The organism is Cupriavidus phytohabitans, assembly GCF_000426345.1.
In the GTDB taxonomy this organism is placed as follows: domain Bacteria; phylum Pseudomonadota; class Gammaproteobacteria; order Burkholderiales; family Burkholderiaceae; genus Cupriavidus.
The window spans coordinates 1-24,439 of sequence record NZ_AUFE01000056.1 but is presented as its reverse complement, the minus strand read 5'-3'; the positions used below and the strand labels follow the sequence as shown (position 1 = coordinate 24,439).

Here is a 24,439-nt window from a genome sequence, read left to right as displayed (position 1 = left end):
TCCTACCCTGCACTCAAGACCCACTCCGCGAGCTGCTTCGCATCCGCCTCGCCAAGGTTCCCATGCGCCGGCATCGGCACCGGCCCCCACGCCCCCTTGCCGCCTTCGCGGATCTTTTTGGCCAGCCGACCGGCTGCCTGGCTATCTCCCTTGAATTTGGCCGCCACCTCGGCGAAGCCCGGCCCCACCAGTTTCGACTGCATGCCGTGGCAGGCGAAGCAGCCGTTCTTGTCAGCCACTGCCTGCATATCGGCCGCCGTGCCCGCCTGCGCCGCACCAGGCAGCAGCACCGCCGCCGCCAGCGCCATCCATTCCTTCTTCATACCTTGTCTCGCTATCTGGTTTTTGCGGCACGCTGGCATCAGGATGCCAGCGTGCCCGCCCATCGACCGGCCCGGGTTCAGCTCTTGTGCAGCTTGAACACCCACACCGATCCGCCCTGCTCCAGGAAATTCACCCGCTTGGCGACTTCCCCGCCCCACAGCGGCACCGCGCCGCCCCAGCCCGACACCACCGCCACGTACTGCTCGCCGTTGTCTTCCCAGGTGACCGGCGGCGCTACCACGCCACTGCCGGTCTGGAACTTCCACAGCTCCTTGCCGGTGCGGGCGTCGGCTGCCTTCAGATAGCCCTCCGGCGTGCCCCAGAACACCAGGCCGCCGGCCGTGGTCATCACACCGCCCCACAGCGGCGCGCCGTTCTTCGCCTCCCAGACGATCTTGCCGGTCTTGGGATCGATCGCGCGCAGCGCGCCGATGTAGTCCTCGTTCAGCGGCTGGATGGTGAAACCCGCGCCCAGGAACGCCGCGCCCTTCTTGTAGCTGACCGGCTCGTTCCAGATATCCATGCCCCACTCGTTGGCCGGCACATAAAACAGGCCGGTCTGCGGGCTGTAGGCCATCGGTTGCTGGTTCTTGCCGCCGAGGAAGCCGGGCGCGGCGAACACCGACTTGCCCTTCTTCGCGTCGGTGTTGGCGGCCGGATCGCCGGGACGGCCTTCGCTGATGAAGTTGGGCCGCCCGGTCTTCAGGTCGATGCCGCTGGCCCAGGTGATCTTCCTGACGAAGGGAAAGGCATTGACCAGCTTGCCGCTGCGCGCGTCGTTGACGTAGAAGAAGCCATTGCGGTCGGCCTTGCCGCCCATGCGCTTGCCGTCGAGGTCGAAGGTCACAAACTCGTTGACCCCATCGAAATCCCAGCCGTCGTTCGGGGTGTTCTGGTAGTGCCAGACGATCTTGCCGGTGGCCGGATCGATCGCCACCGTCGACGCGGAGTAGAGATTGTCGCCCTTGCGGATATGGCTGTTCCACGGCCCCGGGTTGCCCGTGCCGAAGTACACCAGCCCGGTGGCCGGATCATAGGTGCCGCCCAGCCAGGTGGCGGCGCCGCCGGTCTTCCAGGTCTCGCCAGGCCAGCTGGCGTTCTCGGCGCCGGTCACGCCGATCTCGGTCTTGTTGCCGTCCTTGTCGTACTTGTAGCCCATGTGGCCTTCCACCACCGGGCGCGACCACACCAGTTGCCCGGTCCTGGCATCGCGCGCATCGACGCGGCCGACCACGCCGAATTCGCCGCCCGAGATGCCGGTCAGCACCATGCCCTTGACGATCAGCGGCGCAGCCGTGTACGAGTAGCCGGCGGCGTAGTCCTCCAGCTTCTCCTTCCACACCACCTTGCCGGTCTTCTGGTCCAGCGCCACCAGCTGCGCATCCAGCGTGCCGAAGATGACCAGGTTGTCGTAGAGCGCCGCGCCGCGGTTCACCACGTCGCAGCATGGCATGATGCCTTCGGGCAGGCGGTGCTCGTACTTCCACAGCTTGGCACCGGTCTTCAGGTCGAGCGCGTAGATGCGCGAATACGATGCCGTCACGAACATCTTGCCGTCGTGGACGAGCGGCTGCGCCTCCTGGCCGCGCTGCTTCTCGCCGCCGAACGAGAACGACCACGCCGGCACGAGGTTGCCGACGTTCTTCGTATTGATGCGCGTCAGCGCGGAATAGCGCTGCCCTTGCGGGCCCATGCCCCACGACAGCACGTCCCCGGGGGTCTTTGCGTCGTTCTCGATCATGGCGTCGGTCACCGCCGCCTGCGCGGCCACGCTGGCCGCGGCAGCCGCGATTGCCGCGACCGCCATCACTGCTCGTAACGTCCTCATTGTCTTCTCCTCTCTTGTTTTGGTTTCCCACCGGTGCGCCAACGCGCCATACACCAGACACGCACCAGACACGCACTTGGCAATTCCCATGCCAATAGGATTGCCGCGCGCGACGTCAGGACGCGGCCGCATTGCGCGCTGGCAGCCGTGTCAGCACGCAACACTGCGTTGCATCTGCTCCAGATCTGAACAGCCATCCATGCGGGTCGCGGCCTGGTTCAAGCCTGCCCCCGGCGGGCCATGCCACGCTGCGGGTCATAGCCGTGCAGCGCCAGCGCGAAGAACACCGCCGCACAGCCTGCCACCACCGCCAGGCTCATCGGGGCCACCTGCCCGTACAGCGCGAAGCGGATGGCCTCGACCGCATGCATGAAGGGGTTGAAGCGCGCGAGCTGATAGACGATCTCCGCGCCCGATTCCTGCAGCTTCCACAGCGGATACAGCGCCGAACTGACAAAGAACATCGGAAAGATCACGAAGTTCATCGTGCCGGCGAAGTTCTCAAGCTGGCGCACATGGACCGACAACAACAGTCCCAGCGCCCCCAGCATCAGCGCCGCCAGCGCCATGGCGCCGCTCGCGGCCAGCAGGTGCAACGGCTCGAAGCGGATGCCGAAGGCCATCGCCACCAGCAGGAACGCGGCCATCTGCAGCAGCGACAGCACCATGCCGGCGGCCAGCTTGCAGCCGAGCAGCCAGCCACGCGGCAACGGCGCGGTCAGCAGCAGGCGCATCACGCCCATCTCGCGGTCGTACACCATTGCCAGCGACGACTGCATGCCGTTGAACAGCGCGATCATGCCGAGCAGGCCGGGCGCTACGTACACCTTGTATTCGATGTAGGTCTCATACGGCGGCGCGATCGCGACACCGAGCGTGTTCTGGAAGCCGGCCGCGAACACCAGCAGCCACAGCAGCGGCCGCGCGAGCGACGACAGCAGGCGCCCGGGCTGGCGCAGGTACTTGCGCAGCTCGCGCCCGCAGACGGCGCGCAGCGCGCGCCAGCGATGGATCGGCACGGTGGCCATGGGTTGTGCCTTACGAGGATGGGGCGCGGCACGGGGTGTCGGCCTCGTCCGCGCCCAGGGTATCGAGGTTGTTCTTCGGGTGCAGCACGCCTTCCACCGGCGCCACGGCAACGACGCCGTCCGGGTGAGCCAGCATGACCGGCTGGCGCAACTGGCGATCCCAGCGCCGGAACGACAGCGGCGGGCCCTTGAAGCCGTCCACCACCACCTTGCCGGTGACCAGCGCCTGTGCCTGCGCGGCAAAACCGGCCTTCGGCTGCCTTGCGACGCTTTCCGCAATCGCCTTGACGGCCACCCACGCGGCCCAGTCGTAGCCCGTCATCGGGCGCCCCGCCGCGCGCGTGAAGCGCCGGTTGAGCTGCGGGCCACCATTGCGCTCCCAGGCCCAGTGCCAGGCCTGCGCGCCCAGGCCGCTGGCGCCCACCACGGGGCGCGGCAGCTGCGTGGCATAGGGCACGCCGCGGGCGAATTCGCCATCGGCATCGGCGACCACCACCACGTCATGGTCGGTGCCGCTGGTCAGCAGGTTCAGGTTGGACTGGTCGCGTTCGCGCGGATCGTTGGACAGCCTGAACGTCCGTTGCGCCGACCACGCGATGCCGAAGCGCCGCGCGGATCGGACCAGCGCGTCGCGCTGCGCCGCGTCGCCCGTCGACGGGCCGCTCAGCAGCAGCGCGCGGCGCCACTTGCGCAGCGCCAGGTATTGCATCAGTGCGTCGGCACGCATGCGCAGGCTGGGCAGCGTGTGCAGCAGCACGGGCGAACAGGCGGCGCCGCGCAGGCCGTCGTCATCGGCCGAGACGTTGAACAGCAGAGCCTCGCCTGGCTTGACGGCGGCCGTCGCCTGCCTGACTGCCGCGGCTGGCAGGTCAAGCAGGATAAAGCGCGTGCCCTGCCGCGCCAGTGCCGCAACCATCGGCCCGACTTCCGCTTCGTTGCGCGCTTCCTGCGCATCGAGCCTGAGCGACTGGCCCGCTGCCTCCAGCGCGAAGCGTGCCTCCGCTGCCGCCACCTGCGCGCCGTCGAGGGCGCGGCCTTGCGGCTGCCCCGGGTAGCGCTGCGCAAGGCGGCGGGCCTCATGGCGCAGGTCGCCAGCCAGCGACACCACTGCGATACGCACCTCGGCGGCAGCGGCAGCGTCAGCCACCCTCGCAAGCAGGCCCAGCGCGGCAACCAGCGACAGGCAGCAACGCAGGCGTTCAGTCATCGATCGCCACCGAGTGCGGCACCCGGCCCGCCTTGAGGGTTGCCGTCGCCTTGCTGCTGGCGGTATCCACCACGCTGACGTCGTCTGACAGGCCGTTGGCGACATAGAGCCTGGCGTTGTCGCGGCTCAGCGCCAGCCCCCATGCACGCCGGCCCACCAGCACATAGTCCAGCACCCGGCGCGACGCCACGTCCACCGCCGCCACGTGGTTGGCGCGCCCTAGCCCGACATAGGCACGCGTGCCGTCGCTGCTGGCTGCCATCCCCACCGGGGTCACATCCCCGGCGCGGAAGCCCCGCGGCGCGAAGTGGATGGTATGGGCCACCTCCAGCGTATCGGTATGGATCACGCTGACGCTGGCGGACAGCTCGTTCGAGACCCACAGCTCCTTGCCGTCGCGCAACAGCAGCAGCCGGCGCGGCCGGTTGCCGACCAGGATATTGCCGACCACCTTGCGCGTGGCCACGTCGATCACATGGACCAGGTTGGCCACCTCCGAGGTCACGTATACCCGCCTGCCATCCGCGCTGACCTTGACGCCCTCCGGCTCCTCGCCCACCTTGACGGCGAACACGCGCTTGCCCGAAGCGGTGTCGTAGGCCGACAGCAGGCCATCCTCTTCGTTCGAGACATAAAGCATGCGGCCGTCCCGGCTCAGGTCGAACAACTCCGGGTCCTCGCCCACCGGCAGCGAAGCCAGCGTCTTGCGGCTGGCCACGTCGACCACGTCGACGCGGTGATCATCGCTGCATGCCACATACAGGCGCGCGCGATCGGGCGAGAGCTGCAGGTGGCGCGGCCGCTTGCACTGGCGCCACACGGCCAACAGTTGCCGGCTGCGCGCATCGAAGGCGGCAATCGCATCGTCCTTCTCGCTCGACACGAACACCTGGCCACTGGCCACGCGCGCCGCTTCGGCCAGTCCGGCGCCCACCAGCAGTGCCGTCACCAGCAGCAGCGTGATTGAAAACCACTTTGGCGATGGCATCTCGTTCATGCTGGCATGCTCCTTTCGGTGCTTCTGGCAGAAGCGGCAGGAGCCCGCGTCATGGCCAGGAAAGCGCTCTCGAGATCGCCGCGCCCGGCCACGCCGCGCAGCGCCGCCGGCGTGCCGTCGAAGCGCACGGTGCCGCGGTCCAGCACGATCACGCGGTCGGCATGCTCCACCTCCTGCACCAGGTGCGTGGCCCACAGCACACCGGCCTGCGCCTGCGCGGTCAGCCGCCTGACATCGCTGACCATCTGCGCCCGCGAAGCCGGATCGAGCCCCACGGTAGGCTCATCCAGCAGCAGCAGTGCCGGCTCGTGCAGCAGCGCGCGCGCCAGCTCCACCTTGCGCCGGTTGCCGCCGGACAGCTCGCGCACCGGGGCGCGCGCCCGCGCGGCCAGGCCAAAGGCATCGAGCAGCCGGGCGATGCGCTGAGCGGCGACGCGGCGCGGCAGCCCGTGCAGGTCCGCATGGAAGCGCAGGTTGGCCAGCACCGGCAGGTCGAGATCGATGGCGGGCTGCTGGAACACGATGCCGAGGCGCGCCAGCGCGCGCACCGGATCGCGCCGCATATCGCTACCCAGCACCGTCACGCGTCCGGCATCGGCGACGAACAGGCCGCTGAGGATCTGGAACAGCGTGGTCTTGCCCGCCCCGTTGGGACCGAGCAGCGCCACGAACTCGCCGCGCCGCACCGCGAGCGAGACCCCGTCCAGCGCCACGCGGGCGCCGAACGCCTTGCGCACGGCCTCGCAGCGCAGCGCCAGCGGCGCCTGGGTAGCGGTGATGTCAGCCAAAGCCCATGCTCCTGGGGGGATGTGGTCTGCGTTGGTGGTCGGGGTTCCGGCCAAGGCCGGGAGTTCTTCCCGATGCCCGAGGTACGGAACCTGCTCCTTCCTCAGCCAGTTCGATTTCAGGTGCCGCCCGATGCAGGCGGCCCCGCGTATGCCCGAGGAGATGCAAGATGCCAGCCAGCCCGTTCCCTGCCCCGCAAGAGCAGGCTTTCCGCCATGCCGCGGCCCGCCGCCGCCGGGTTGCCACGTCCATCGCCATGGCCGCGGCGATGCTGGTGCAGCGGCCCGCTGTTGCACAACTGGACACCGCTGCTCAAAAACAGGACAGCACGGTCCTGCCCGAAGTGCTGGTAGTCGCCGCGGCGCCGCTGCCGGGTATCGGCGTCGCCAGCGACCTGGTGCCCTACACCGTGCAGACCGTGCGCGGCGATGAGCTGGACGGCAGCCGCGCCGGCAACCTGGCCGACTACCTGGCCCGCAACCTGGCCGGCGTCAACGTCAACGACATCCAGGGCAGCCCGTTCCAGAGCGACATCACCTACCGGGGCTTCCGCGCCTCATCGATCCCGGGCGTGCCGCAGGGGCTCTCGGTCTATCTCGACGGCATCCGCATCAACGAGCCGTTTGGCGACGTGATCAGCTGGGACATGATCCCGGAGGCCGCGCTCGCCAGCGTATCGCTGGTCTCCAGCGCCAACCCGGCCTATGGCCTGAACAGCCTGGGCGGCGCGCTGGCGATGACCACCCGCTCCGGGCTGGACTCGCCGGGCGTCAGCGGCGACCTGTCCTATGGCAGCGGCAGCCGCAAGCGCGCAGACCTGTCGGCCGGCGTGCGCAGCGAAGGTGGCTGGCACGCCTTCGCCGCCGGCACCCTGTTCCAGGAGCACGGCTGGCGCGACCATTCGTCGGGGCGGCTCGGCAACGTCTTCGCCAAGGCCGGCTATGAGGGCGAGGCCAACAGCGTCAATGTCTCGCTGCTGCACGGCCGCAGCACGCTGACCGGCAACGGGCTGGTGCCGTCCTACCGGGCCGACGGCAGCGCGACGTTGCCCGACATTTACCAGTCGAACCGCCGCGCCGTGTATACCCACCCGGACCAGACCCGCAACCAGGTGACCCAGGTCGCCGTCAACGGCCGCCACTGGTTCGACGACAAGACCAGCGCGGCCGCACTCGCCTATGTGCGCAACAGCCGCCGCGACACCACCAACGGCGACGTCAACCCCGGATACGAGGCCTATGCCGAAGACTGCGAAGACGGCTTCAATGACGACGGCAGCCCGCGCGGCGGCGACTGCGGGCTGACCCGCGCCGAAGGGGCGGCGCTGCATCCCGCCGTGGTCAACACCACCCATATGCGCCAGCAGACCGTCGGCATGGCGCTCAGCCTCGCCAGGGAGACCGATCGCCACGTGCTCAACGCCGGCGTCAGCCTGGACCGCAGCCGGCTGACCTATTCGCAGTTCGAGCAGCCCGGCACGTTCACCGCCGACCGCGGCGCCGTGGCCGACCCGGCCGAGCCGAATGCGCTGTTCTCCGGGGTCAGCGGCAACGCGCGCACCTTCGGCGCCTACCTGTCCGACACCTGGTCGCTGACGGCTAGCACCTTCCTGACGGCGTCGGCGAGATGGAATCTGGCGACCGTCAGCAATACGCTGCGCAACAGCGACGGCAGCGAGCAGCCGCGCGAATCCTTCACCTACCGCCGCCTCAATCCCGCGCTGGGGCTGGCGCAGAAGCTGGGCGGCGGCGTCACGGTATTCGGCGGCTACGCGCAGAACAACCGCGTGCCCACCGTGCTCGAGCTCGGCTGCGCCGACCCCACGCGCCCGTGCCGCCTGCCGGCCGGACTGCAGGCCGACCCCTACCTGAAGCAGGTGGTCTCGCACGCCTATGAAGCCGGCGTGCGCTGGCGCCCCGGCAAGGACACCGAGTTCACCGCCACGCTCTACCGCATCGACAACCACGACGACATCCTGTTCCTGCGCGCGCCCAACACCCGGCTTGGCTATTTCGCCAACTTCGACCGCACCCGCAACCAGGGGCTCGACCTGAGCGCGCGCCAGCGGGTTGGCGACGTCACGCTGCGGCTGGCCTACAGCTACCTGCAGGCCACCTACCAGGCGGCCGGCCAGCTGGCGGTTGGCGAGCGCACCATCGAGGTCCAGCCCGGCATGCGCATGGCCGGCCTGCCGCGCCACACGCTCAAGCTCGGCGCCGACTGGCAGGCGCTGGCCGGGCTGACGCTCGGCGCCGACCTGGTCGCCGTGTCCGGCAGCATCGCCAGTGGCAACGAGGACGGCCTGCGCAGCGATCCGCAGCCGGGCCAGCCGCCCAAAACCGCCGATTGGCACGTGCCCGGCTACGCCACCGTCAACCTGCGCGCCGCGTACAAGGTGAACAAGCGCTTCGAGGTCTATGCGCGCGTGGCCAACCTGTTCGACCGGCGCTACGAGACCTACGGGCAAGTGGCGAACAACGTGTTTCCCGGCGGCAGCCTGGTGCAGCCGCACGTGGCGCCCGGCGATGCCGCGACGGCGTTGTTCGTGGCGCCAGGGGCGCCGCGCAGCGTCTGGGTGGGGCTGGTGTACCGGATGTAGAGATCCAGCACCACACGGCAGAAGGCCTCCCATTCGCGCTCGTTCTGCACTCCCAGGATGGTGGTCTTGCCGTCGCCGGAAAGATGGGTCGCGCCGGCGCGCGGCGGCGGCGTGGCGCCCTGGCTGTCGCCGTCATCCCTGGCTCTGTTTGCAAAGATTTACAAATTGCACCGCGGCCAGCGCCAGCTGCGGCGGCGCGCTGGAAATCAAACATCACTTGACAGGTGGCCTTTAACCGATGACTGCGATACACGATGCTGCTCCAGTCACTTTAATCGCTAAACAGGTATGCAAGGCGTTGCAGTAGGGTTTGACCGAATGTGTTACTGAATGTAAATCACGTAACTTGGATGCACGTGGTTCCGCTGGCATCGCGATGCGATGCCGGTAGCCCTGAGTAGTGGGGACGTCATGCAGCATTCCAATCGATTCACGTGCGGCCTGAGCCGTACGCTGGCATCCGGCCACAGCAGCCGGAACGGCCGTGCCGGCAAGACGCACGCTACCGGCGCTCAGGCAATTCGACATCGACGCCATCTCGGCCGTGCGCAGCACCTGCCGGCGCAGCACGGTCCGCCTCCCTCCGGCCGACCCCCGTTACAAGCCTGCCGTCCGCCCATCCACCTTGAGCGAAGTCGGTCCTGCCGCTGTCCGGCGCACCTCGTGCGCTGAAGCGATCGCGCCAACAAGCACCAACAAGAGGCCTGTCCGGGTTGCGGTCCCGGCCTCGGAACAACGCAGCAACCATTATTTCAAAAGGCGGGGAATGCCATGGCGCTCTATGCTCTGCGTGAACTCACGCTGCATTCGGTCGGACCGTTCGGGGCCATGATCGAAGCGGGTCAGCGTGCCATCGATTTCTGGGGCGAGTCCATCGCCTGGCTGCCAGGGATGCGCGAGGCCGGCGCCGCGCTTGATTTGTTCACCCGGCTGACCAAGTCCTATGGGAAGCCCGGCTTCGGCATCGGCGAGATCATCGCGTGCGGGCACCGGGTGGCCGTCACCGAAACCGTGCTGATCGAGGCGCCCTTCTGCCGGCTGCTGCATTTCAGGAAGGACATGCCATGCCCCGGTCCCCGCGTGCTGCTGGTGGCGCCGCTCTCTGGCCACTACGCCACGCTGCTGCGCCCGACGGTCGAAGCATTGCTGCCCGGGCATGATGTCTACATCACCGACTGGACCGATGCGCGCATGGTCCCGCTCGACGCCGGCGGCTTTGACCTTGGCGGCTACGTCGACTACCTCAAGACATTCATCCGATACCTCGGCGCCGGCACGCATGTCGTGGCGGTATGCCAGCCGGGGGTCCCGCTGCTCTGCGCGGTCGCCCAGATGGCCGAGGACGACGAGCACGCCCAGCCCCGCTCCATGACGCTTATCGCCGCGCCGATCGACACCCGCGTCAGCCCGACGGCGGTCGACCAGTTCGCGCAGAAATATTCGCTGCCTTGGTTCGAATCGAATGTCATCGAACGGGTACCCGACAGTTACCCCGGACGCGGACGACGGGTCTATCCGGGCTTCCTGCAGCTTGCTGGCTTCGTCTCGATGAACGTCGCACGCCACGCCGGCGCGCATCTTGACTATTACCGCCACCTCGTCGACGGCAGGCAGCACGAGGCCGCCCGGCATCGCCAGTTCTATGACGAGTACAACGCCGTGCTCGACGTGCCGGCCGAGTACTACCTGGAAACCATCCAGAAGGTTTTCCTGGAGCATCACCTGTGCCGCGGCTGCATGGAAGTCGGCCAGCGCCGTGTCCACCCCGAAGCCATCACCAATGTTTCACTGCTGACGATCGAAGGCGGCGAGGATGACATCACCGGCCGCGGCCAGACCGAAGCGGCCCACGCGCTCTGCGCAGGACTTTCCGCCGACAGGAAAGAACACCTGGTCGTTGACGGCGTGGGTCACTACGGGACGTTCGCCGGCCAGGGATTCCGGCAATCCATCCTGCCGGCCATTACGCGGCTCATTCAACGGTGCGCGGACTGAGCGCAATGTCACATGCTCGGCAGAGGTGGCCCTGACCCGCCGTGAACAGAGCAGCCCTCAGGCATCCGCGATATCGCCACGACAGACGATGTGGCGCTTTGTGAAATCCGGGCCGTGGTCGGGCAGTGATCAATCGCCGAGTGCCGCTTTCATGCGGACAGGCATGAAAGTCATGTTGTTAATGCATCTAAGCGCGTATGCTGGAACTGCCATCTTGGCAAGCAACGCACCAGGAGCACTCCATGGCCAAGAGTCAACTACGCAGCACTCGCGAACCGAAAAAGCCCAAGCAGCCCAAGAAGCCGGCAGTGCCGGCAACCCCGTTCAGCACGGTCCATTCGAGGGTTGGGAACGAAGGCGTCGCCAAGAAGAAGACGTAAATCAGTTGGCCGCGGATACGCGGCACAGTGATGACACGCAACTTGTAATGTTCACCAAAAGGAATTGATTTGATATCTCCACATTGAAAGCGCAGACCGCTTCGGGAGGCGCATCATGATCCATTACAACACGGACCCCACTTTTCGCGGGCTTCCGCTCACTGCCGAGCAAGACGCGGAAATTCGTCACTACCTGAAGAGGAAGGCCAGGCTGGGCAAGCCATGGAATACCCCTGAGCTGCGCGGGATGCTTGAGGACATGCTGCTGCCGCCGAGAACCGAGGACGACAGCCGGAGCGACATCCCGCGCGACGCAGTGGCCGCCGCAGAGCGCGCGGCCGCGTTCGTCGACCAGGACATGGAGCCAATCGAGGCGTTTGAGGAATTGCATGCCGCGATGGAAGCCGAGAGCATGAAAGGGAATACGCACTAGCCGAACGCTCCGCGCAGGTAGTGAGCGTAGCAGCCCGGTCCGGTCAAGGGCGTAGAGCGCAGGACGACAACATGGCACTAAGCTTCCCCAACCCCAGCCGCAGCTATGATGAGTCCAGGCATGGCGTGTGGTTCTGGGGTTATGACAACGCACGCGAAATCTCCTTCCTTGTGGACGACCGCGTACTGATGAATTTCGACGCCGCACTCGGCTCTGACGAAGCTGGGATGCTGGCCTCCTTTGACCGGCATCGCAATGAGATCCTGAAGATGGCCATGGCGCTCTATGCCGAGGGGCCGCAGACTCTCTACCTGCTGCACTAAGAATGCGCGCCTGCCGGCAAGCCCGCCCTGCCGCCAGGGTTGCCGCGGTCTGGTTGCTGGTGGCCGTCATGGCCACCGGGGCCTGGCTGCTGCCGCGCATCGCGCAGCCGCCGCAATATCATCGTTTTGCCGATCCTTATGTCTGCTTCGGCATGCCCCACTGCCTCGACATCGGCTCGAACCTGCTGTTCCTGCTCGCGGGCGCGGCTGGCCTGCGCTATCTGGCCACCTCCACCGGCAGTCGTGCGTTTATCGCACCGGCCGAGGCCTGGCCCTACCGGGTGCTTTTTCTCGCGGTCTTCCTCGTGGGCCTGGGCTCGGCCTATTACCACCTGGCACCGGACAACCAGCGGCTGGTGTGGGACCGGGCTCCGCTGGCGCTCGCGCTGATGGCCTGGCTGGGCGCCAACGTGTGCGAGCGCGCCAGCCTGAAGGCCGGCTTGCGGCTGCTGCCGCTGCTGCTGATCGTGGGGCCGGCCAGCGTCGGCTACTGGGCATGGAGCGAAGCCCGCGGCAGCGGCGACCTGCGCCCCTACCTGCTGATCCAGGCCTGCGCCATCGTGGTGGTGCCGCTGCTGCTCTGCCTCTATGCACCGCGCTACACTGGCGACCGGGATGTGCTGGCCATCACCGGCTGCTATGTGCTGGCCCTGGTTTGCGATGTACTGGACCACCAGATCGCTGCGCTGACGGGACTGGTTAGCGGGCACACGCTCAAGCACGTGATCGCCGCGCTGGCCGTCTATGGCGTCGTGCTCCGGCTGAAGCGGCGCCGCCTCGTGGAGGAAGGAACATGACCGTGTCCGAATCGCGTGGCCAGGCGCACGCGCCGCGCGTGCCCGCAATGCTGGGCGCCGACGTACGGCCGCGCGAAGTTTGGGCATGGGCCATGTACGACTTTGCCAACTCGGGCTATACCACGGTGGTCATCACCGCGTTGTTCAATGCCTATTTCGTCGCCGTCGTGGCCGGCAATGCCCCGTGGGCCACGCTGGCCTGGACCGGGGCGCTTTCCCTCTCCTATGCGCTGGTGGTGCTCACCGCGCCCTTCGTCGGCGCCTACGCTGACCTGCGCGCCGCCAAGAAAACACTGCTTGCCGTGACGACCGCAGGTTGCGTGGTATTCACCGGGCTGCTCTATTTCGCGCAGCCCGGAACACTTGTCCTGGCTATTTCGTGCGTGGTCCTGTCCAACCTGTTCTTCGGCAGCGGCGAAAACCTGATCGCCGCCTTCCTGCCGTCGCTCTCCACCGCCCGCGCCCTGGGCAGGGTGTCCGGCTGGGGCTGGAGCCTTGGCTATATCGGGGGCCTGGTCACGCTGGGCGCATGCCTGCTCTATGTCAACTGGGCCAGCGCGCGCGGCGACGCCGCCAGCCAGTTCGTGCCCGTCACCATGCTGATCACGGCCGCCATCTTTGCCCTGGCGAGCCTGCCGACCTTCCTGCTGCTGCGCGACCGTGGCGTGCCGCAGGTCGCTGCGGCGGCCGCGCCGGCTGGCGAACAGGCCATCGGCACGGCCTGGGCCAGAGTCTGGCAACGCCTCGGCCAGCTGCGCCAGTTTCGCGACCTGCGCCGCTTCCTGCTGTGCACCGTGTTCTACCAGGCCGGCATCCAGGCAGTGATCACGCTGACCGCCATCTACGCCAACCAGGCCATGGGCTTCACCATGCAGCAGACCCTGACGCTGGTACTGGTGGTCAACCTGACGGCAGCGGCCGGCGCCTTCCTGTTCGGGCCTGTGCAGGACCGCATCGGCCACGTGCGCGCCATTGCCCTGACGCTGCTGGGCTGGATCCTGACCATCCTGCTGGCGTATGCCGCGCGCGAAGCGCCGCTGTTCTGGCTCGCCGCCAATGTGGCCGGCCTGTGCCTGGGCGCCGCCCAGTCCGCCGGACGGGCCATGGTCGGACTGCTGGCCCCGCCCTCGCGCGCGGCCGAGTTCTTTGGGCTCTGGGGGCTTGCGGTCAAGCTGGCCTCGATCGCCGGGCCGCTGACCTATGGCATGGCAAGCTGGCTGACGGGTGGCGATCACCGCCAGGCGCTGCTGGTTACGGGCAGCTACTTCGTCGTCGGGCTGGTGCTGCTGTGCGGGGTCAACACCGTGCGCGGGCGGCGAGCCGCCTTGCGCGCCGAGCGAATGGTGGGGCTGGAAACCAGGTACGTCGCCGCCACTGCCGGACCCGCTAGCGGGTAGGCACGCGCACTGCGGCCTAGAATGAAACTGCCCTTTGGCGAATGAATCGCCTTGTCCGCTTCCAGGTGTTGGCACGATGGCGAGGTTGCTGCGCGTGCGCGCGTTACTTGCCTGGAATCGCGCCTCAGGAGGGATAGGCCATGACGGCAATCGAAACGCCCTCTCCGGGAACATATCCCGGCCGCTACTGGCATTTCCTGGACGACGGCCGCATGCAGTGCGACCTGTGTCCGCGCCACTGCCGCCTGCATGAGGAGCAGCGCGGGGCCTGCTTCGTGCGTCAGCGGCTTGGCGGGCGGATGCTGCTGACCGCCTATGGCCGCTCATCCGGCTTCTGCATCGACCCGATCGAAAAGAAGCCGCTCAACCACTTCTACCCGGGCAGCGCCGTGCTGTCGTTCGGCACGGCAGGCTGCAACCTGGCCTGCAAGTTCTGCCAGAACTGGGACATCAGCAAGTCACGTGAAATGGAAACACTGGCCGTGGCAGCCATGCCCGAAGCCATTGCCGAAGCGGCTGCGGCCCACCACTGCAAGAGCGTGGCTTTCACCTATAACGACCCGGTGATTTTCGCCGAGTACGCAATGGACGTTGCCGATGCCTGCCGCGAACTGGGCATCCTTGCGGTGGCAGTAACCGCCGGGTATATCGGCGAGCAGGCGCGGCGCGATTTCTATAGCCGGATGGACGCGGCAAACGTCGACCTGAAGGGCTTTACCGACGCGTTCTATGTGGCATTCACCGGCGCACACCTGCAGCCAGTGCTGGATACGCTCCTGTACCTGAAGCACGCAACCAAAGTCTGGTTCGAGATCACAACCCTGCTCATTCCCGGCAAGAATGACAGCGATGAGGAGATCCGCGCAGAGGCCCGGTGGATCGCGAGGGAACTTGGCACCGACATCCCGCTGCACTTTACGGGGTTTCATCCCGACTACAAGATGCGCGACGTGCCGCCGACGCCGTTCTCCACGCTGGCGCACGCCCGCAGGCTCGCGATCGACGAGGGGCTGCGTTACGTGTACACCGGCAATGTCCACGACACTGAAGGCGCAACCACCTATTGCCCCGCCTGCCGTGCACCGTTGATCGTGCGCGACTGGCATGCGATCGAGAGCTATCGCCTCACGCCCACCGGAACCTGCCCCGACTGCTTTGAACCGATTGCCGGCTGTTTCGGGCATTTCGAGCATCACTTCGGGCGGCGCCGTATTCCCGTGCACATCGGAACGTAACCCATCGTGCAGCGCTGACGGCCCATGCCAGCAAACCTCACTCCGGAGTACAAGCAGGCCGAACAGGCCTATCGGCTGGCACGCCAGCCGCGCGAGCAGCTCGAATGCCTGAAGGAGATGCTCCGTGTCATCCCCAAGCACAAGGGAACCGAGCGTCTGCAGGCCGATATCAAGTCGCGGATCAGGGAACTGACGCAGGAATCTGCGGCCCACGGGAAGGCGGCCCACAGGGGGCCGTCACATGCGGTGCATCCCGAAGGCGCTGCCCAGCTCTGCCTGATCGGCCCGTCCGGTGCGGGAAAATCCAGCCTGCATGCGCGGCTGACAGGATCGGGCAGCGAGGGCGGGGCCTATCCCCACCCGACCCAGTTACCGGTTCCCGCCATGTTGCCGTTCGAGGACATTGCATTTCAGCTGGTGGATCTGCCACCTGTCTCAGCCGAATTCATGCAACCCGGGCTCACCGACATAGTGCGGGTGACAGACGGCGTACTACTCGTGGTCGACCTGAGCGCGCCGGATTGTACTGAACAGCTGGCACTGATTCTCCGGCGACTCGCCGAAGCAAGGATAAACCTGTTGGAGCGCTGGCCGGGTCAGGCGGACAGCCCTGCAGCATCGGCGGCGGCTGGCCTGTTCAGTGTCCACCTCCCTGCGCTGTTGCTGGCCAACAAGGCCGATCTCGCGAACCCGGAGGATGCAGCGGTGCTCGAAGACCTCCTCGGCGTACATTTTCCGGCGCTCGCGACCTCGGCAACCCGCGGACAAGGACTGGCCGAGATCGGGCCGTTTCTTTTCAGAGCCCTGAGCATCGTGCGTGTCTACACCAAGGCACCCGGGAAACCGGTCGACCAGAGTCGGCCTTTTACGATGCGCCGCGGCGACACCGTACTGGACGTCGCCCTGCGGGTGCACCCGGATCTCGCGCGGACGTTCAAATTTGCTCGCATCTGGGGGAGCGGCAAGTTCAGCGGACAGCAGGTGGGCGCCGATCATCCGGTGGCCGATCGAGACGTGGTGGAACTGCATTCGTAGGCGCATCGCTGGCCAAAGCCAGGCCGCACCGAACTGGTTGACGGGGCCCGGCAGCAGGCGAGCGACGATGACATAGACTAAATGACCGTCCGTCGCGTGCCTGGTGCCGCTTTGCAACCATGCAACGTCCATGACAACCGTTGACGCGGGCTAACGGCGATGGCAGACGCGCGACTACGCTTCTGCATAACGCGCGGCCGGTTGGTCCCGCATGACTGCCGTGCGGGATTGCGGTGCAACTTCTCGCACGGAGGTATGCCATGACTACGTACGTCATCCTCAGCCGTCTCGCTCCTGACGCGTTCACGGATCCCAAGGACATGAAGAAACTCGCCGCCACGGTGGCTGAGAAGATCAAGACCGAATGCCCTGCCGTCACCTGGAAAGACAGCTATCTGACACTCGGACGCTTTGACGTGGTGGACATTGTCGAGACGGACGACCTGAAGCAACTGGAGCGTGCGGCGTTGATCATCCGAGGCTACGGCCACGCCGCGACCGAGACGCTGCAAGCGACGCCGTGGGACAAGTTCATCGCGTCCCTGTAGGTGGCCCCTGTAGGTGGCCCCTGTAGGTGGCCCCTGTAGGTGGTCCCTGTAGCGCGGATCGATGGTTCAGGCGGCTCGCGCGGCGGGCGGCACGGCCGGATTCAGGTTGACCTGTTCGTCGGCCGCCCTATAATCAAAGTGCTGGCTGAGACACGCTTTCATAGAGCGGAGGTAGGTCAGCGAAATGATCATGTTCCCCAGATGGTTTACTGGTTGAAGCGTGATCGTGCAGGCGACATATGCCTGCAGGTCCGAGCCGGATCATGAGTTGCTGACCCGGTTCGGACGCCCCCAAATGGCTGGAAGCACCGAGCAAGGTGCTTTTTTGTTGGGCACTCCCTAGATATCGGGAGCAAGCAGGAGTCCGCTTTTCACGGTGTGGATCAGCGCGAGACGATCTTCGACTGCCTTGCGCAGGACTTCTCGTCCCCTGAATGGATCCGTCAGGTAACTGGCGTACTGGCTTGCCCGAATCTGCACCTTGAGGCTCATCATCGTCGATCCGCTCTCCGGCCATGTCACCGTGAACGCCGGATGGCCGTCAGCGCATTCAACGAAAGCCGTGTCAGGCGACGCAAAACAGGAGTCAGCGCCCTGGGCCAGGAACTGGAGATCCTTGTCCTTGAACTCGTAAGTTGCCATGTTTTTCTCCCATCGCGCGGAAGATCGTGGCGTGGACGTCATCAGCGCGGTCAGCAGCACATCCGCTCATTCCCATGTTAATACGCCTGCAGCATCTCGGCAGACGTGCTGGCGTGCTTCGCGGCGGTGCGCCAGCAGGCCGCCAAGGCAAACATGCCGCACGGCCTTCGCCGTGCGGCATGCTGGTTACCTGCGTGCGCTGGCCGCAGCCGCGCGGGATCAGTCGGCCTCGACCTTCATCGTCTTCAGCAGCGGCTGCCACTTGTCGCTTTCGGCCTTGAGCCAGGTCTTCAGCCCCTGCGGCGTCTGCTTGTCGGCGGGCACAATCTCGGCGCCCAGGTCATCGAGGCGCTTGACTACCACCGGATCCTTCAGCGCCTGCTGCAATGCCTTGGTCAGCCGCGCCACCACGGCCGGAGGCGTGCCCTTGGGCGCGTAGACACCATGCCAGACCTTCATGGAAAAGCCCTTTAACCCGCCTTCCTGCAGCGTCGGCGCATTGGGCAGCGCCTTGATGCGATCGGGCGTGGTCACGCCATACAGCTTGACGCGGTTGGCGTTGATATGCGGTAGCGTGGAGGTGGTCTGGTCGCACAGCAGGTCGACCTGGCCGCCCAGCAGGGCCGTCATCGCAGGCCCCGTTCCCTGGTACGGGACAGAGGTCATCTTGACGTTCACTGCTTCCTCGAACAGGAGACCGCACAACTGCGACACCGCGCCGAGGCCGGCATTGGCCAGCGACACCCTGTCCTTGTTCTGCGATACGTACTTCACCAGTTCAGCCGGGTTGCCGGGCGGCAGATCCTTGCGGCCGAGCAACGTCATCGGCACATCGGCAACCTGGCCGACATATTCGAAATCCTTCAGCGGGCTGTACGACAGCTTCTTGTACAGCGCCGGCGCCGTGGCCATGCCGTTGTGGTGGATCAGGATGGTGTAGCCATCGGGCTGCGCGCGCGCGACGAACGCCGCCGCGACCGTCCCGCCGGCGCCGAGGCGGTTTTCCACCACCACGCTCTGCCCCAGCTCCCTAGCCATCGCCTGCCCGAGTGCGCGCGACACGACATCGGTGGGTCCGCCTGCCGAGAACGGCACCACCAGCGTGACCGGCTTTGACGGATAGGCATCCGCAGCCAGCGCCCCACTGGCGAGCGCCAGGCCCAGCGCCGCGCCCGCCATCCATTGCCAACCCTTGCCCTGCACTGCCTGCGTCACCATCGTTGCCGTCTCCATGCTGCCGGCACGTGTGCGCGCCGGTCTGTTATCGATCGGCCGCCAGATTGCAGGACAAGGTTACGGCTGGCTATTTGGATTTCCCGAACGGGCCATATGGCAAAACAGAATGTCCGGCAGACCTCGAAGGACTGGCAAGCATGCCGCGGCGGCAAGCCGCGCATGTCAGGGTGTCACTGGCAGGCGCGGGGCTCTTTCGCGCGGATGCGCCCGAGTGCCTTGAGGAAACGGTAACCCTGGAGCGTGACCTGCGGCCGGCTGACGCTGGGGCCGACCCGTTCCAGCGTAATCAGCTGGTGCGCGAGCAGCGCTTCCACATCGGTCCGGTCCAGCTCGGGCGGGTCGCTGCTGTCGTTGACAAGGACCAGGGTGGCAAATTCGTGATGACTCAGCACAGGCGTCTCCTCGGCAAACATGGGTAGTGTGTTGCAACGGGACTGCGCTAGCGCCCTCCGAGGGCCGGTCTGGTGGTGCAGACCCTGTTGTCCGGGGGGGGCTTGAGATTGGATCGCGACACTTACGGTTTGCGCCGCGAGTGTTCATCTTAGTCGGTCGCCCGAGACTGTTCAATGCCAGATGCGGGATAGCGGGCCGGTGCATTATCCTCACATTGCCCTGCCCATCGGCGCTCGCGCGTCGCAGCGCAACATGCCGACGCAGCGGCTATGTCCGACCGGTTGGCCGGTATGCGATTTCCCGCCGCGCACACGGAACGCCGACGGCCAGGACCTATGACAGACAGCCGCCTCAGCCATGCACACGACTCCCTCCGTTGCCATCGGCAAACGACTCGCGCCGCCGCGCTTCCTGGTGTGCGCCGCGATCCTGATCGTCGCGACAGGCGCGGCGGCAGCGCTCGGCGCGCAGCTGCGCATCGCGCTGCTGATCGGCTTCGATATCGCCGCACTGGTCTTCCTTGGCGCCGCGCTGCCGCTGTTGCGCGCCGATGCCGCCGCGATGCGGCGCACCGCCGAGCTCAACGACGCCAACCGGCCCGCATTGCTGGCCATCACCGTGCTGCTGTCGATGGTCATCCTGGTAGCGATCGGCACGCTGGTCGCGCGCCCCGGGACGCCGCACTGGCTCGACGTCGCGCTGATCGTCGCGACGCTGATCCTGTCCTGGCTCTTCGCCAATAGCGTGTTCACGCTGCACTATGCACACCTCTTCTACCTGCAGTCCGCCACCGGCGACCGGCGCGGGCTGGAGGTGCCCGGCGTGAGGGAACCCAGCTACTGGGACTTCCTGTATTTCAGTTTCACGCTGGGCATGACTTTCCAGACATCGGACATCACCATCCACGGCGCGCATATGCGCAGGGTGGCGCTGGCGCACTGCATGGCTGCGTTCCTGTTCAACATGGGGATCCTGGCGTTCACCGTGAACGCTCTTGGCGGCCTGTAACACGGAAGCACGGCGCACCCGGCCTTCATCTGTCTGACATATACGCCCGCCAGAATCCGTGACGTCATTCAAGCCACGGAGTCGTCATGACCCAAACAATTGAAGTCCGCGGGCTTTCCAAATCGTTCCGCGCGGACCGCAAGGCGCTTGACGAGGTCACGCTGAGCGTTGCCCCCGGCGAAATGGTTGCACTGCTGGGCGCCTCGGGATCGGGCAAGTCGACGCTGCTGCGGCATATGGCCGGCTTTGTCACCGCCGATGCAGGCGAGATCCTCGTCAACGGCCGCCCGGTGCAGCGCGATGGCCGCCTGGCCCGCAACGTGCGCCATGTGCGCGGCGAGATCGGCTTCGTCTTCCAGCAGTTCAACCTGGTGGGCCGGCTGCCGGTGATCACCAATGTCCTGGTCGGCATGCTGGCCCGCATCCCGAAATGGCGCAGCCTGTTCCGCATCTTCAAGGCCGATGAACTGCGCGCCGGCCTCGATGCACTCGCCCAGGTTGGTATAGACGACTATGCGTTTCAGCGCGCGTCGACGCTGTCGGGCGGCCAGCAGCAACGTGCGGCAATCGCGCGCACGCTGGTGCAGAACGCGCGCGTGATCCTGGCCGACGAACCGATCGCCTCGCTCGACCCGGAATCGTCGCGCCGCGTGATGTCGCTGCTCACGCAGATCAACCGCACGCGCAAGGTGGGGGTGGTGGTATCGCTGCACCAGGTGGACGTGGCCATGCGCTACTGCCCGCGCGTGGTGGCGCTGCGCCACGGCAAGGTGGTCTACGACGGCCCGTCGGCGGCGCTGACGTCGGCCATGCTGCGCGACCTGTACGGCACCGAGGCCGACGAGCTGCTGCACGATGCCGCAACGGATGCGGACGAAACCGCCGCGGCAATGCCCGCGCCGGCGATGGTCACCATGAACCTGGCCGCGGCCTGAGCGCCGCCCTTACCCGCAGTCTTCCTCCCAAGCTTTCCCAATCGGAGTTGTCCATGCTTCGCAGAACCTTTGTCGCCGTCGTTGCTTCCGGCCTCGTCGCCCTGCCGGCCCTGCCCGCCTTCGCCCAGGACGCCAAGAGCCTGAACATCGGCTTTATCTCGACGGAATCGTCGTCGAACCTGAAGGCCGCCTGGCAGCCGCTGATCGACGATCTCGGCAAGACGCTGGGCGTCACGGTCAAGCCGTTCTTCGCCTCGGACTATGCGGGCATCATCGAAGGCATGCGCTTCAACAAGGTCCAGATCGCCTGGTTCGGCAACAAATCCGCCATGGAAGCGGTGGACCGTGCCAGCGGCGAAGTGTTCGCCTCGGTGATCGACAAGGACGGCAACCCGGGTTACTGGTCTCTGCTGATCGTCAACAAGGACAGCGACCTGAAGAGCGTCGGGGACGTGATCAAGCGCGGCAAGGAGCTCAGCTACGGCGCCGGCGATCCCAATTCGACCTCGGGCACCGCGGTGCCGGGCTACTACCTGTGGACCGCCAACAAGGTCGATCCGAAAACGCTGTTCAAGGCCGTGCGCATCGGCAACCATGAAGCCAACCTGCTGTCGGTGCTGAACAAGCAGGTGGACGTGGCGGTGAACAACACCGAAAACATGGAACGCTACCGCATCAACACGGGCAAGAATCCCTTTGACCAGGTGCGCGTGCTGTGGAAGTCGCCGCTGATCCCGGCCGACCCGATGGTCTACCGCAAGGACCTGTCGCCTGAGTTGAAGAAGAAGATCCAGACCTTCTTCGTCAACTACGGCAAGGGCGCCGACGCCGCACGCGAGAAGCAGGTGCTGGCCGCGCTGACCTACCAGGGCTTCCGCCCCTCCAGCGATGCGCAGCTGGTGCCGATCCGCCAGATCGAGCTGGCCCGCGAAAAGGCCAAGATCGAGACCGACACCACGCTGGCCGCTGCCGACAAGGACAAGCGCCTGGCCGACGTCTCGCGCCGCCTGGCCGAGCTGGACAAGGCCGCCGCGGCCACCACCGCGCAGTAAGCTGCGCCTTGCACGGGGCCGGCCTGTCGCCGGCCCCGTGCCATTTCCTCACTCCCTGCTTCAATCCGGATTGCCCATGACCGCCACTGCCACGCCCGGCCTGCCCCCGTCGTCTCGAAACCCTGTCAGGCCGCCGCGCACGTCCCTTGCCATGATGCTGACCTGGGCGGTCGTACTGGCCTTGCTCGGCCTGTCCTGGCAAGGCGCCGACATGCGCCCGCTGGACCTGCTGCGCGATTCCGACAACATGGCGAAATTCGCCGCGGAATTCTTCCCGCCTGATTTCCGCGACTGGCGTCACTACCTGGACGAAATGCTCGTCACCGTGCAGATCGCGCTGTGGGGTACCGCCATGGCGGTCGCGATGGCGGTGCCGCTGGGGTTGCTGTGCTCGGCCAATATCGTGCCGGCGTGGATCTACCAGCCGGCGCGCCGCGTCATGGACGCCTGCCGGGCCATCAATGAGATGGTGTTCGCGATGCTGTTCATCGTCGCCGTCGGGCTGGGGCCGTTCGCGGGCGTGCTGGCAATCTGGATCCACACTACCGGCGTGCTTGCCAAGCTGTTTGCGGAAGCGGTCGAGGCAATCGACCCGCGGCCGGTTGAAGGCGTGCGCGCCACCGGCGCCAGCCCGGTCGAAGAGATCGTCTATGGCGTGATTCCGCAGGTGCTGCCGCTGTGGCTGTCGTTTGCGCTGTACCGCTTCGAGTCGAACGTGCGTTCGGCGTCGGTGGTGGGCATCGTCGGCGCCGGCGGCATCGGCTCCGTGCTGTGGGAAATCATCCGGAGCTTCCAGTATGGGCAGACCTGTGCGGTGATGCTCATCATCATCCTGTTTGTGTCGGCCATCGACATTATTTCCGCGCAGATCCGCAAGGTGTTGGTGTGAGCGACATGCTGACGATCGAACGCATCGAAGCCCTCTTCGCCAGCCATGGCACCGAATGGTATGGCGGTGAATCCATCAGCCAGACCGCCCATGCGCTGCAGTGCGCGCAATTGGCCGAACAGGCCGGCGAGCCCGATGCGCTGGTCGTGGCGGCCCTGCTGCACGACATCGGCCACCTGATGCTGGCCGAAAGCACCACCACCGACATGCGCCACCAGGAGGCCGCCGCCGACGCGCTCGCCGGGATGTTCGGCGAGGATGTCACCGAGCCCGTGCGGCTGCACGTCGCCGCCAAGCGCTACCTGTGCGCGGTCGACCGCTCCTACTTCGACACACTGTCGCCCGCTTCGGTGCAGAGCCTGGCGTTGCAGGGCGGGCCCTATGATGCAGCCCGCGCCAAGGCGTTTGCCGCCAGCGCCCATGCCGACGCCGCGGTGCGCCTGCGCCGCTATGACGACCTGGCCAAGGTGGTCGACATGGCCACGCCGCCGCTGGCACACTATCTCGCTATCGCCGCGCGCTGCGCGCGCGCTCCTTTGTGAATGGCATGAACGGATCGCAGGGAACGGCCGAAGCCGTGCTGGCGCTACGCGAGGTGCGTGGTTCCGACGCCGAATTGCGGCACCTGTCGGCGCTGCTTGCCGCCATGGATGATGAGCCGCCGCTGTCGCTGGAAACGATGCGCGAGCGGTATGCGACCATGCGGCGCTATCCGGACTATCGTTGCTACATGATGGTGGATGCTGACGGGATACCGCTTGGCACCTTCAGCCTGCTGGTGTTTCCTGTGATGGTTCACGACGGGCGGCCTGAGGCCATCGTCGAAGCCGTCGTGGTGGCGCCGCACGCGCGCGGCATGGGTGTGGGCAAGGCGATGATGCGGGAGGCCATGCGGCTGGCGCGGGAGGCTGGGGCTGGAAAGCTGGCGCTGTCGTCAAATGCGCGGAGGCTGCAGGCGCATCGGTTTTATCGGGGGTTGGGATTTGTTGAGCATGGGGTTAGTTTTAGTGTTGGGCTTTGAGCGCGGCTGTCGCGGCTGGTGACATGCTGTCGGCCGTTGAACCGCCTGGTTCCGCCCCGCTGGGCGGGTCACTTTTTGTCCGAGCGGTGTGTGTCAAGGTAGTTGTCGCGTCCGCCGTTATGCTGCTTTCCGGTGCTCGTTAGCTTCCTGCTCAGTTCGTTCGGGGTTCAGGTAGACCACTGGCTCCAGCTTCCAATTCCGGATCCCTCGCGACCAGCGCTGCGGATGTCGGGCGCGGGCTGCCTGATATAGCATCGTGCGCCGCGCCAGTAGGGGCGGCGCTTCCCCGCGGTGCCGCTGGTTCGGCGTGACGTACTTCAGGCCGCTGTGGCGATGCTCCTCGTTGTACCA

General features: G+C 66.4%; 24 protein-coding genes and 1 pseudogene. 15 read left to right on the top strand and 10 right to left on the bottom strand.

From position 1 onward, the window contains the following. Positions 1–2: 2 nt before the first annotated feature. The 6 genes from K309_RS0127220 to K309_RS37600 all read right to left on the bottom strand — a co-directional run bounded on the left by K309_RS0127220 (position 3) and on the right by K309_RS37600 (position 6,172). Positions 3–323, bottom strand: a complete 321-nt coding sequence (locus K309_RS0127220; RefSeq protein ID WP_029049317.1) for a c-type cytochrome — start codon at positions 321–323, stop codon at positions 3–5. 77 nt (positions 324–400) lie between these two features. After that, positions 401–2,152 carry a PQQ-dependent methanol/ethanol family dehydrogenase gene (locus K309_RS0127215; RefSeq protein ID WP_029049316.1) on the bottom strand — a complete coding sequence of 584 codons (1,752 nt, stop codon included), beginning with the start codon at positions 2,150–2,152 and terminating at the stop codon, positions 401–403. Between the two features lie 218 nt (positions 2,153–2,370). Continuing rightward, positions 2,371–3,180 (bottom strand): ABC transporter permease, encoded by an 810-nt coding sequence (locus K309_RS0127210; protein ID WP_029049315.1) that lies wholly within the window; start codon positions 3,178–3,180, stop codon positions 2,371–2,373. Positions 3,181–3,190: 10 nt separating this feature from the next. Then, positions 3,191–4,387 (bottom strand): ABC transporter substrate-binding protein, encoded by a 1,197-nt coding sequence (locus tag K309_RS0127205; protein WP_029049314.1) that lies wholly within the window; start codon positions 4,385–4,387, stop codon positions 3,191–3,193. Continuing rightward, positions 4,380–5,384 carry a PQQ-dependent catabolism-associated beta-propeller protein gene (locus K309_RS0127200; protein WP_029049313.1) on the bottom strand — a complete coding sequence of 335 codons (1,005 nt, stop codon included), beginning with the start codon at positions 5,382–5,384 and terminating at the stop codon, positions 4,380–4,382. The genes K309_RS0127205 and K309_RS0127200 overlap by 8 nt, the downstream gene beginning before the upstream one ends. Beyond that, on the bottom strand, positions 5,381–6,172 hold the full coding sequence (locus K309_RS37600) for an ABC transporter ATP-binding protein (protein WP_232232502.1): 792 nt from the start codon (positions 6,170–6,172) through the stop codon (positions 5,381–5,383). The genes K309_RS0127200 and K309_RS37600 overlap by 4 nt, the downstream gene beginning before the upstream one ends. Positions 6,173–6,339: 167 nt before the next feature. On the opposite strand from K309_RS37600, the gene K309_RS0127190 reads away from it, so the two are divergent. From K309_RS0127190 to K309_RS0127150, 9 genes are all read left to right on the top strand, one after another. Further along, positions 6,340–8,769, top strand: coding sequence for a TonB-dependent receptor (locus tag K309_RS0127190; RefSeq protein WP_029049312.1), 2,430 nt, complete (start codon positions 6,340–6,342; stop codon positions 8,767–8,769). A 771-nt stretch (positions 8,770–9,540) separates the two neighbouring features. Next, positions 9,541–10,764: a polyhydroxyalkanoate depolymerase gene (locus K309_RS0127185; protein WP_029049311.1), complete on the top strand. Its 1,224-nt coding sequence runs from the start codon at positions 9,541–9,543 to the stop codon at positions 10,762–10,764. A gap of 495 nt (positions 10,765–11,259) precedes the next feature. Next, positions 11,260–11,577: a hypothetical protein gene (locus K309_RS0127180; protein ID WP_029049310.1), complete on the top strand. Its 318-nt coding sequence runs from the start codon at positions 11,260–11,262 to the stop codon at positions 11,575–11,577. 71 nt (positions 11,578–11,648) lie between these two features. Further along, entirely contained in the window at positions 11,649–11,900 is a 252-nt protein-coding gene (locus K309_RS0127175; RefSeq protein WP_029049309.1) for a DUF1488 family protein, read from the top strand. Between the two features lie 68 nt (positions 11,901–11,968). Next, positions 11,969–12,697: a hypothetical protein gene (locus tag K309_RS0127170; RefSeq protein ID WP_232232501.1), complete on the top strand. Its 729-nt coding sequence runs from the start codon at positions 11,969–11,971 to the stop codon at positions 12,695–12,697. Then, positions 12,694–14,094 (top strand): MFS transporter, encoded by a 1,401-nt coding sequence (locus tag K309_RS0127165; RefSeq protein WP_029049307.1) that lies wholly within the window; start codon positions 12,694–12,696, stop codon positions 14,092–14,094. The genes K309_RS0127170 and K309_RS0127165 overlap by 4 nt, the downstream gene beginning before the upstream one ends. A 140-nt stretch (positions 14,095–14,234) precedes the next feature. Further along, positions 14,235–15,329 carry an AmmeMemoRadiSam system radical SAM enzyme gene (gene amrS / locus K309_RS0127160; protein WP_035878460.1) on the top strand — a complete coding sequence of 365 codons (1,095 nt, stop codon included), beginning with the start codon at positions 14,235–14,237 and terminating at the stop codon, positions 15,327–15,329. A 24-nt stretch (positions 15,330–15,353) separates the two neighbouring features. Next, the gene (locus K309_RS0127155) at positions 15,354–16,364 is read left to right on the top strand and encodes a TGS domain-containing protein (protein WP_029049305.1); all 1,011 of its coding nucleotides are present in this window, start codon (positions 15,354–15,356) and stop codon (positions 16,362–16,364) included. Positions 16,365–16,624: 260 nt separating this feature from the next. Further along, positions 16,625–16,912, top strand: a complete 288-nt coding sequence (locus tag K309_RS0127150; protein WP_029049304.1) for a GYD domain-containing protein — start codon at positions 16,625–16,627, stop codon at positions 16,910–16,912. 339 nt (positions 16,913–17,251) lie between these two features. Here K309_RS0127150 and K309_RS0127145 read toward each other — a convergent pair whose 3' ends face one another. The 3 genes from K309_RS0127145 to K309_RS0127135 all read right to left on the bottom strand — a co-directional run bounded on the left by K309_RS0127145 (position 17,252) and on the right by K309_RS0127135 (position 19,182). Continuing rightward, complete coding sequence (locus K309_RS0127145; RefSeq protein ID WP_232232500.1) at positions 17,252–17,614, bottom strand: hypothetical protein; 363 nt, start codon at positions 17,612–17,614, stop codon at positions 17,252–17,254. 159 nt (positions 17,615–17,773) lie between these two features. After that, positions 17,774–18,787, bottom strand: coding sequence for a tripartite tricarboxylate transporter substrate-binding protein (locus K309_RS0127140; protein WP_369796526.1), 1,014 nt, complete (start codon positions 18,785–18,787; stop codon positions 17,774–17,776). A gap of 173 nt (positions 18,788–18,960) precedes the next feature. Further along, positions 18,961–19,182: a hypothetical protein gene (locus tag K309_RS0127135; protein ID WP_029049301.1), complete on the bottom strand. Its 222-nt coding sequence runs from the start codon at positions 19,180–19,182 to the stop codon at positions 18,961–18,963. 358 nt (positions 19,183–19,540) lie between these two features. Here K309_RS0127135 and K309_RS0127130 point away from each other — a divergent pair, with 358 nt between their 5' ends. From K309_RS0127130 to K309_RS0127105, 6 genes are all read left to right on the top strand, one after another. Then, on the top strand, positions 19,541–20,191 hold the full coding sequence (locus tag K309_RS0127130) for a DUF1345 domain-containing protein (RefSeq protein WP_029049300.1): 651 nt from the start codon (positions 19,541–19,543) through the stop codon (positions 20,189–20,191). An 86-nt stretch (positions 20,192–20,277) separates the two neighbouring features. After that, complete coding sequence (gene phnC / locus K309_RS0127125; RefSeq protein ID WP_029049299.1) at positions 20,278–21,126, top strand: phosphonate ABC transporter ATP-binding protein; 849 nt, start codon at positions 20,278–20,280, stop codon at positions 21,124–21,126. A gap of 53 nt (positions 21,127–21,179) precedes the next feature. Then, positions 21,180–22,178: a phosphonate ABC transporter substrate-binding protein gene (phnD, locus tag K309_RS0127120; protein WP_029049298.1), complete on the top strand. Its 999-nt coding sequence runs from the start codon at positions 21,180–21,182 to the stop codon at positions 22,176–22,178. Positions 22,179–22,254: 76 nt separating this feature from the next. Continuing rightward, on the top strand, positions 22,255–23,067 hold the full coding sequence (phnE, locus tag K309_RS0127115) for a phosphonate ABC transporter, permease protein PhnE (RefSeq protein WP_029049297.1): 813 nt from the start codon (positions 22,255–22,257) through the stop codon (positions 23,065–23,067). A gap of 5 nt (positions 23,068–23,072) precedes the next feature. Next, positions 23,073–23,609: a phosphonate degradation HD-domain oxygenase gene (locus tag K309_RS0127110; protein ID WP_029049296.1), complete on the top strand. Its 537-nt coding sequence runs from the start codon at positions 23,073–23,075 to the stop codon at positions 23,607–23,609. A gap of 5 nt (positions 23,610–23,614) precedes the next feature. Further along, a complete protein-coding gene (locus tag K309_RS0127105) occupies positions 23,615–24,088 on the top strand; it encodes a GNAT family N-acetyltransferase (RefSeq protein ID WP_029049295.1) in 474 nt (157 codons plus the stop codon). Positions 24,089–24,205: 117 nt separating this feature from the next. On the opposite strand, the pseudogene K309_RS43190 reads toward K309_RS0127105, so the two are convergent. Beyond that, a pseudogene (locus K309_RS43190) lies at positions 24,206–24,439 on the bottom strand (IS3 family transposase); the annotation flags it as partial.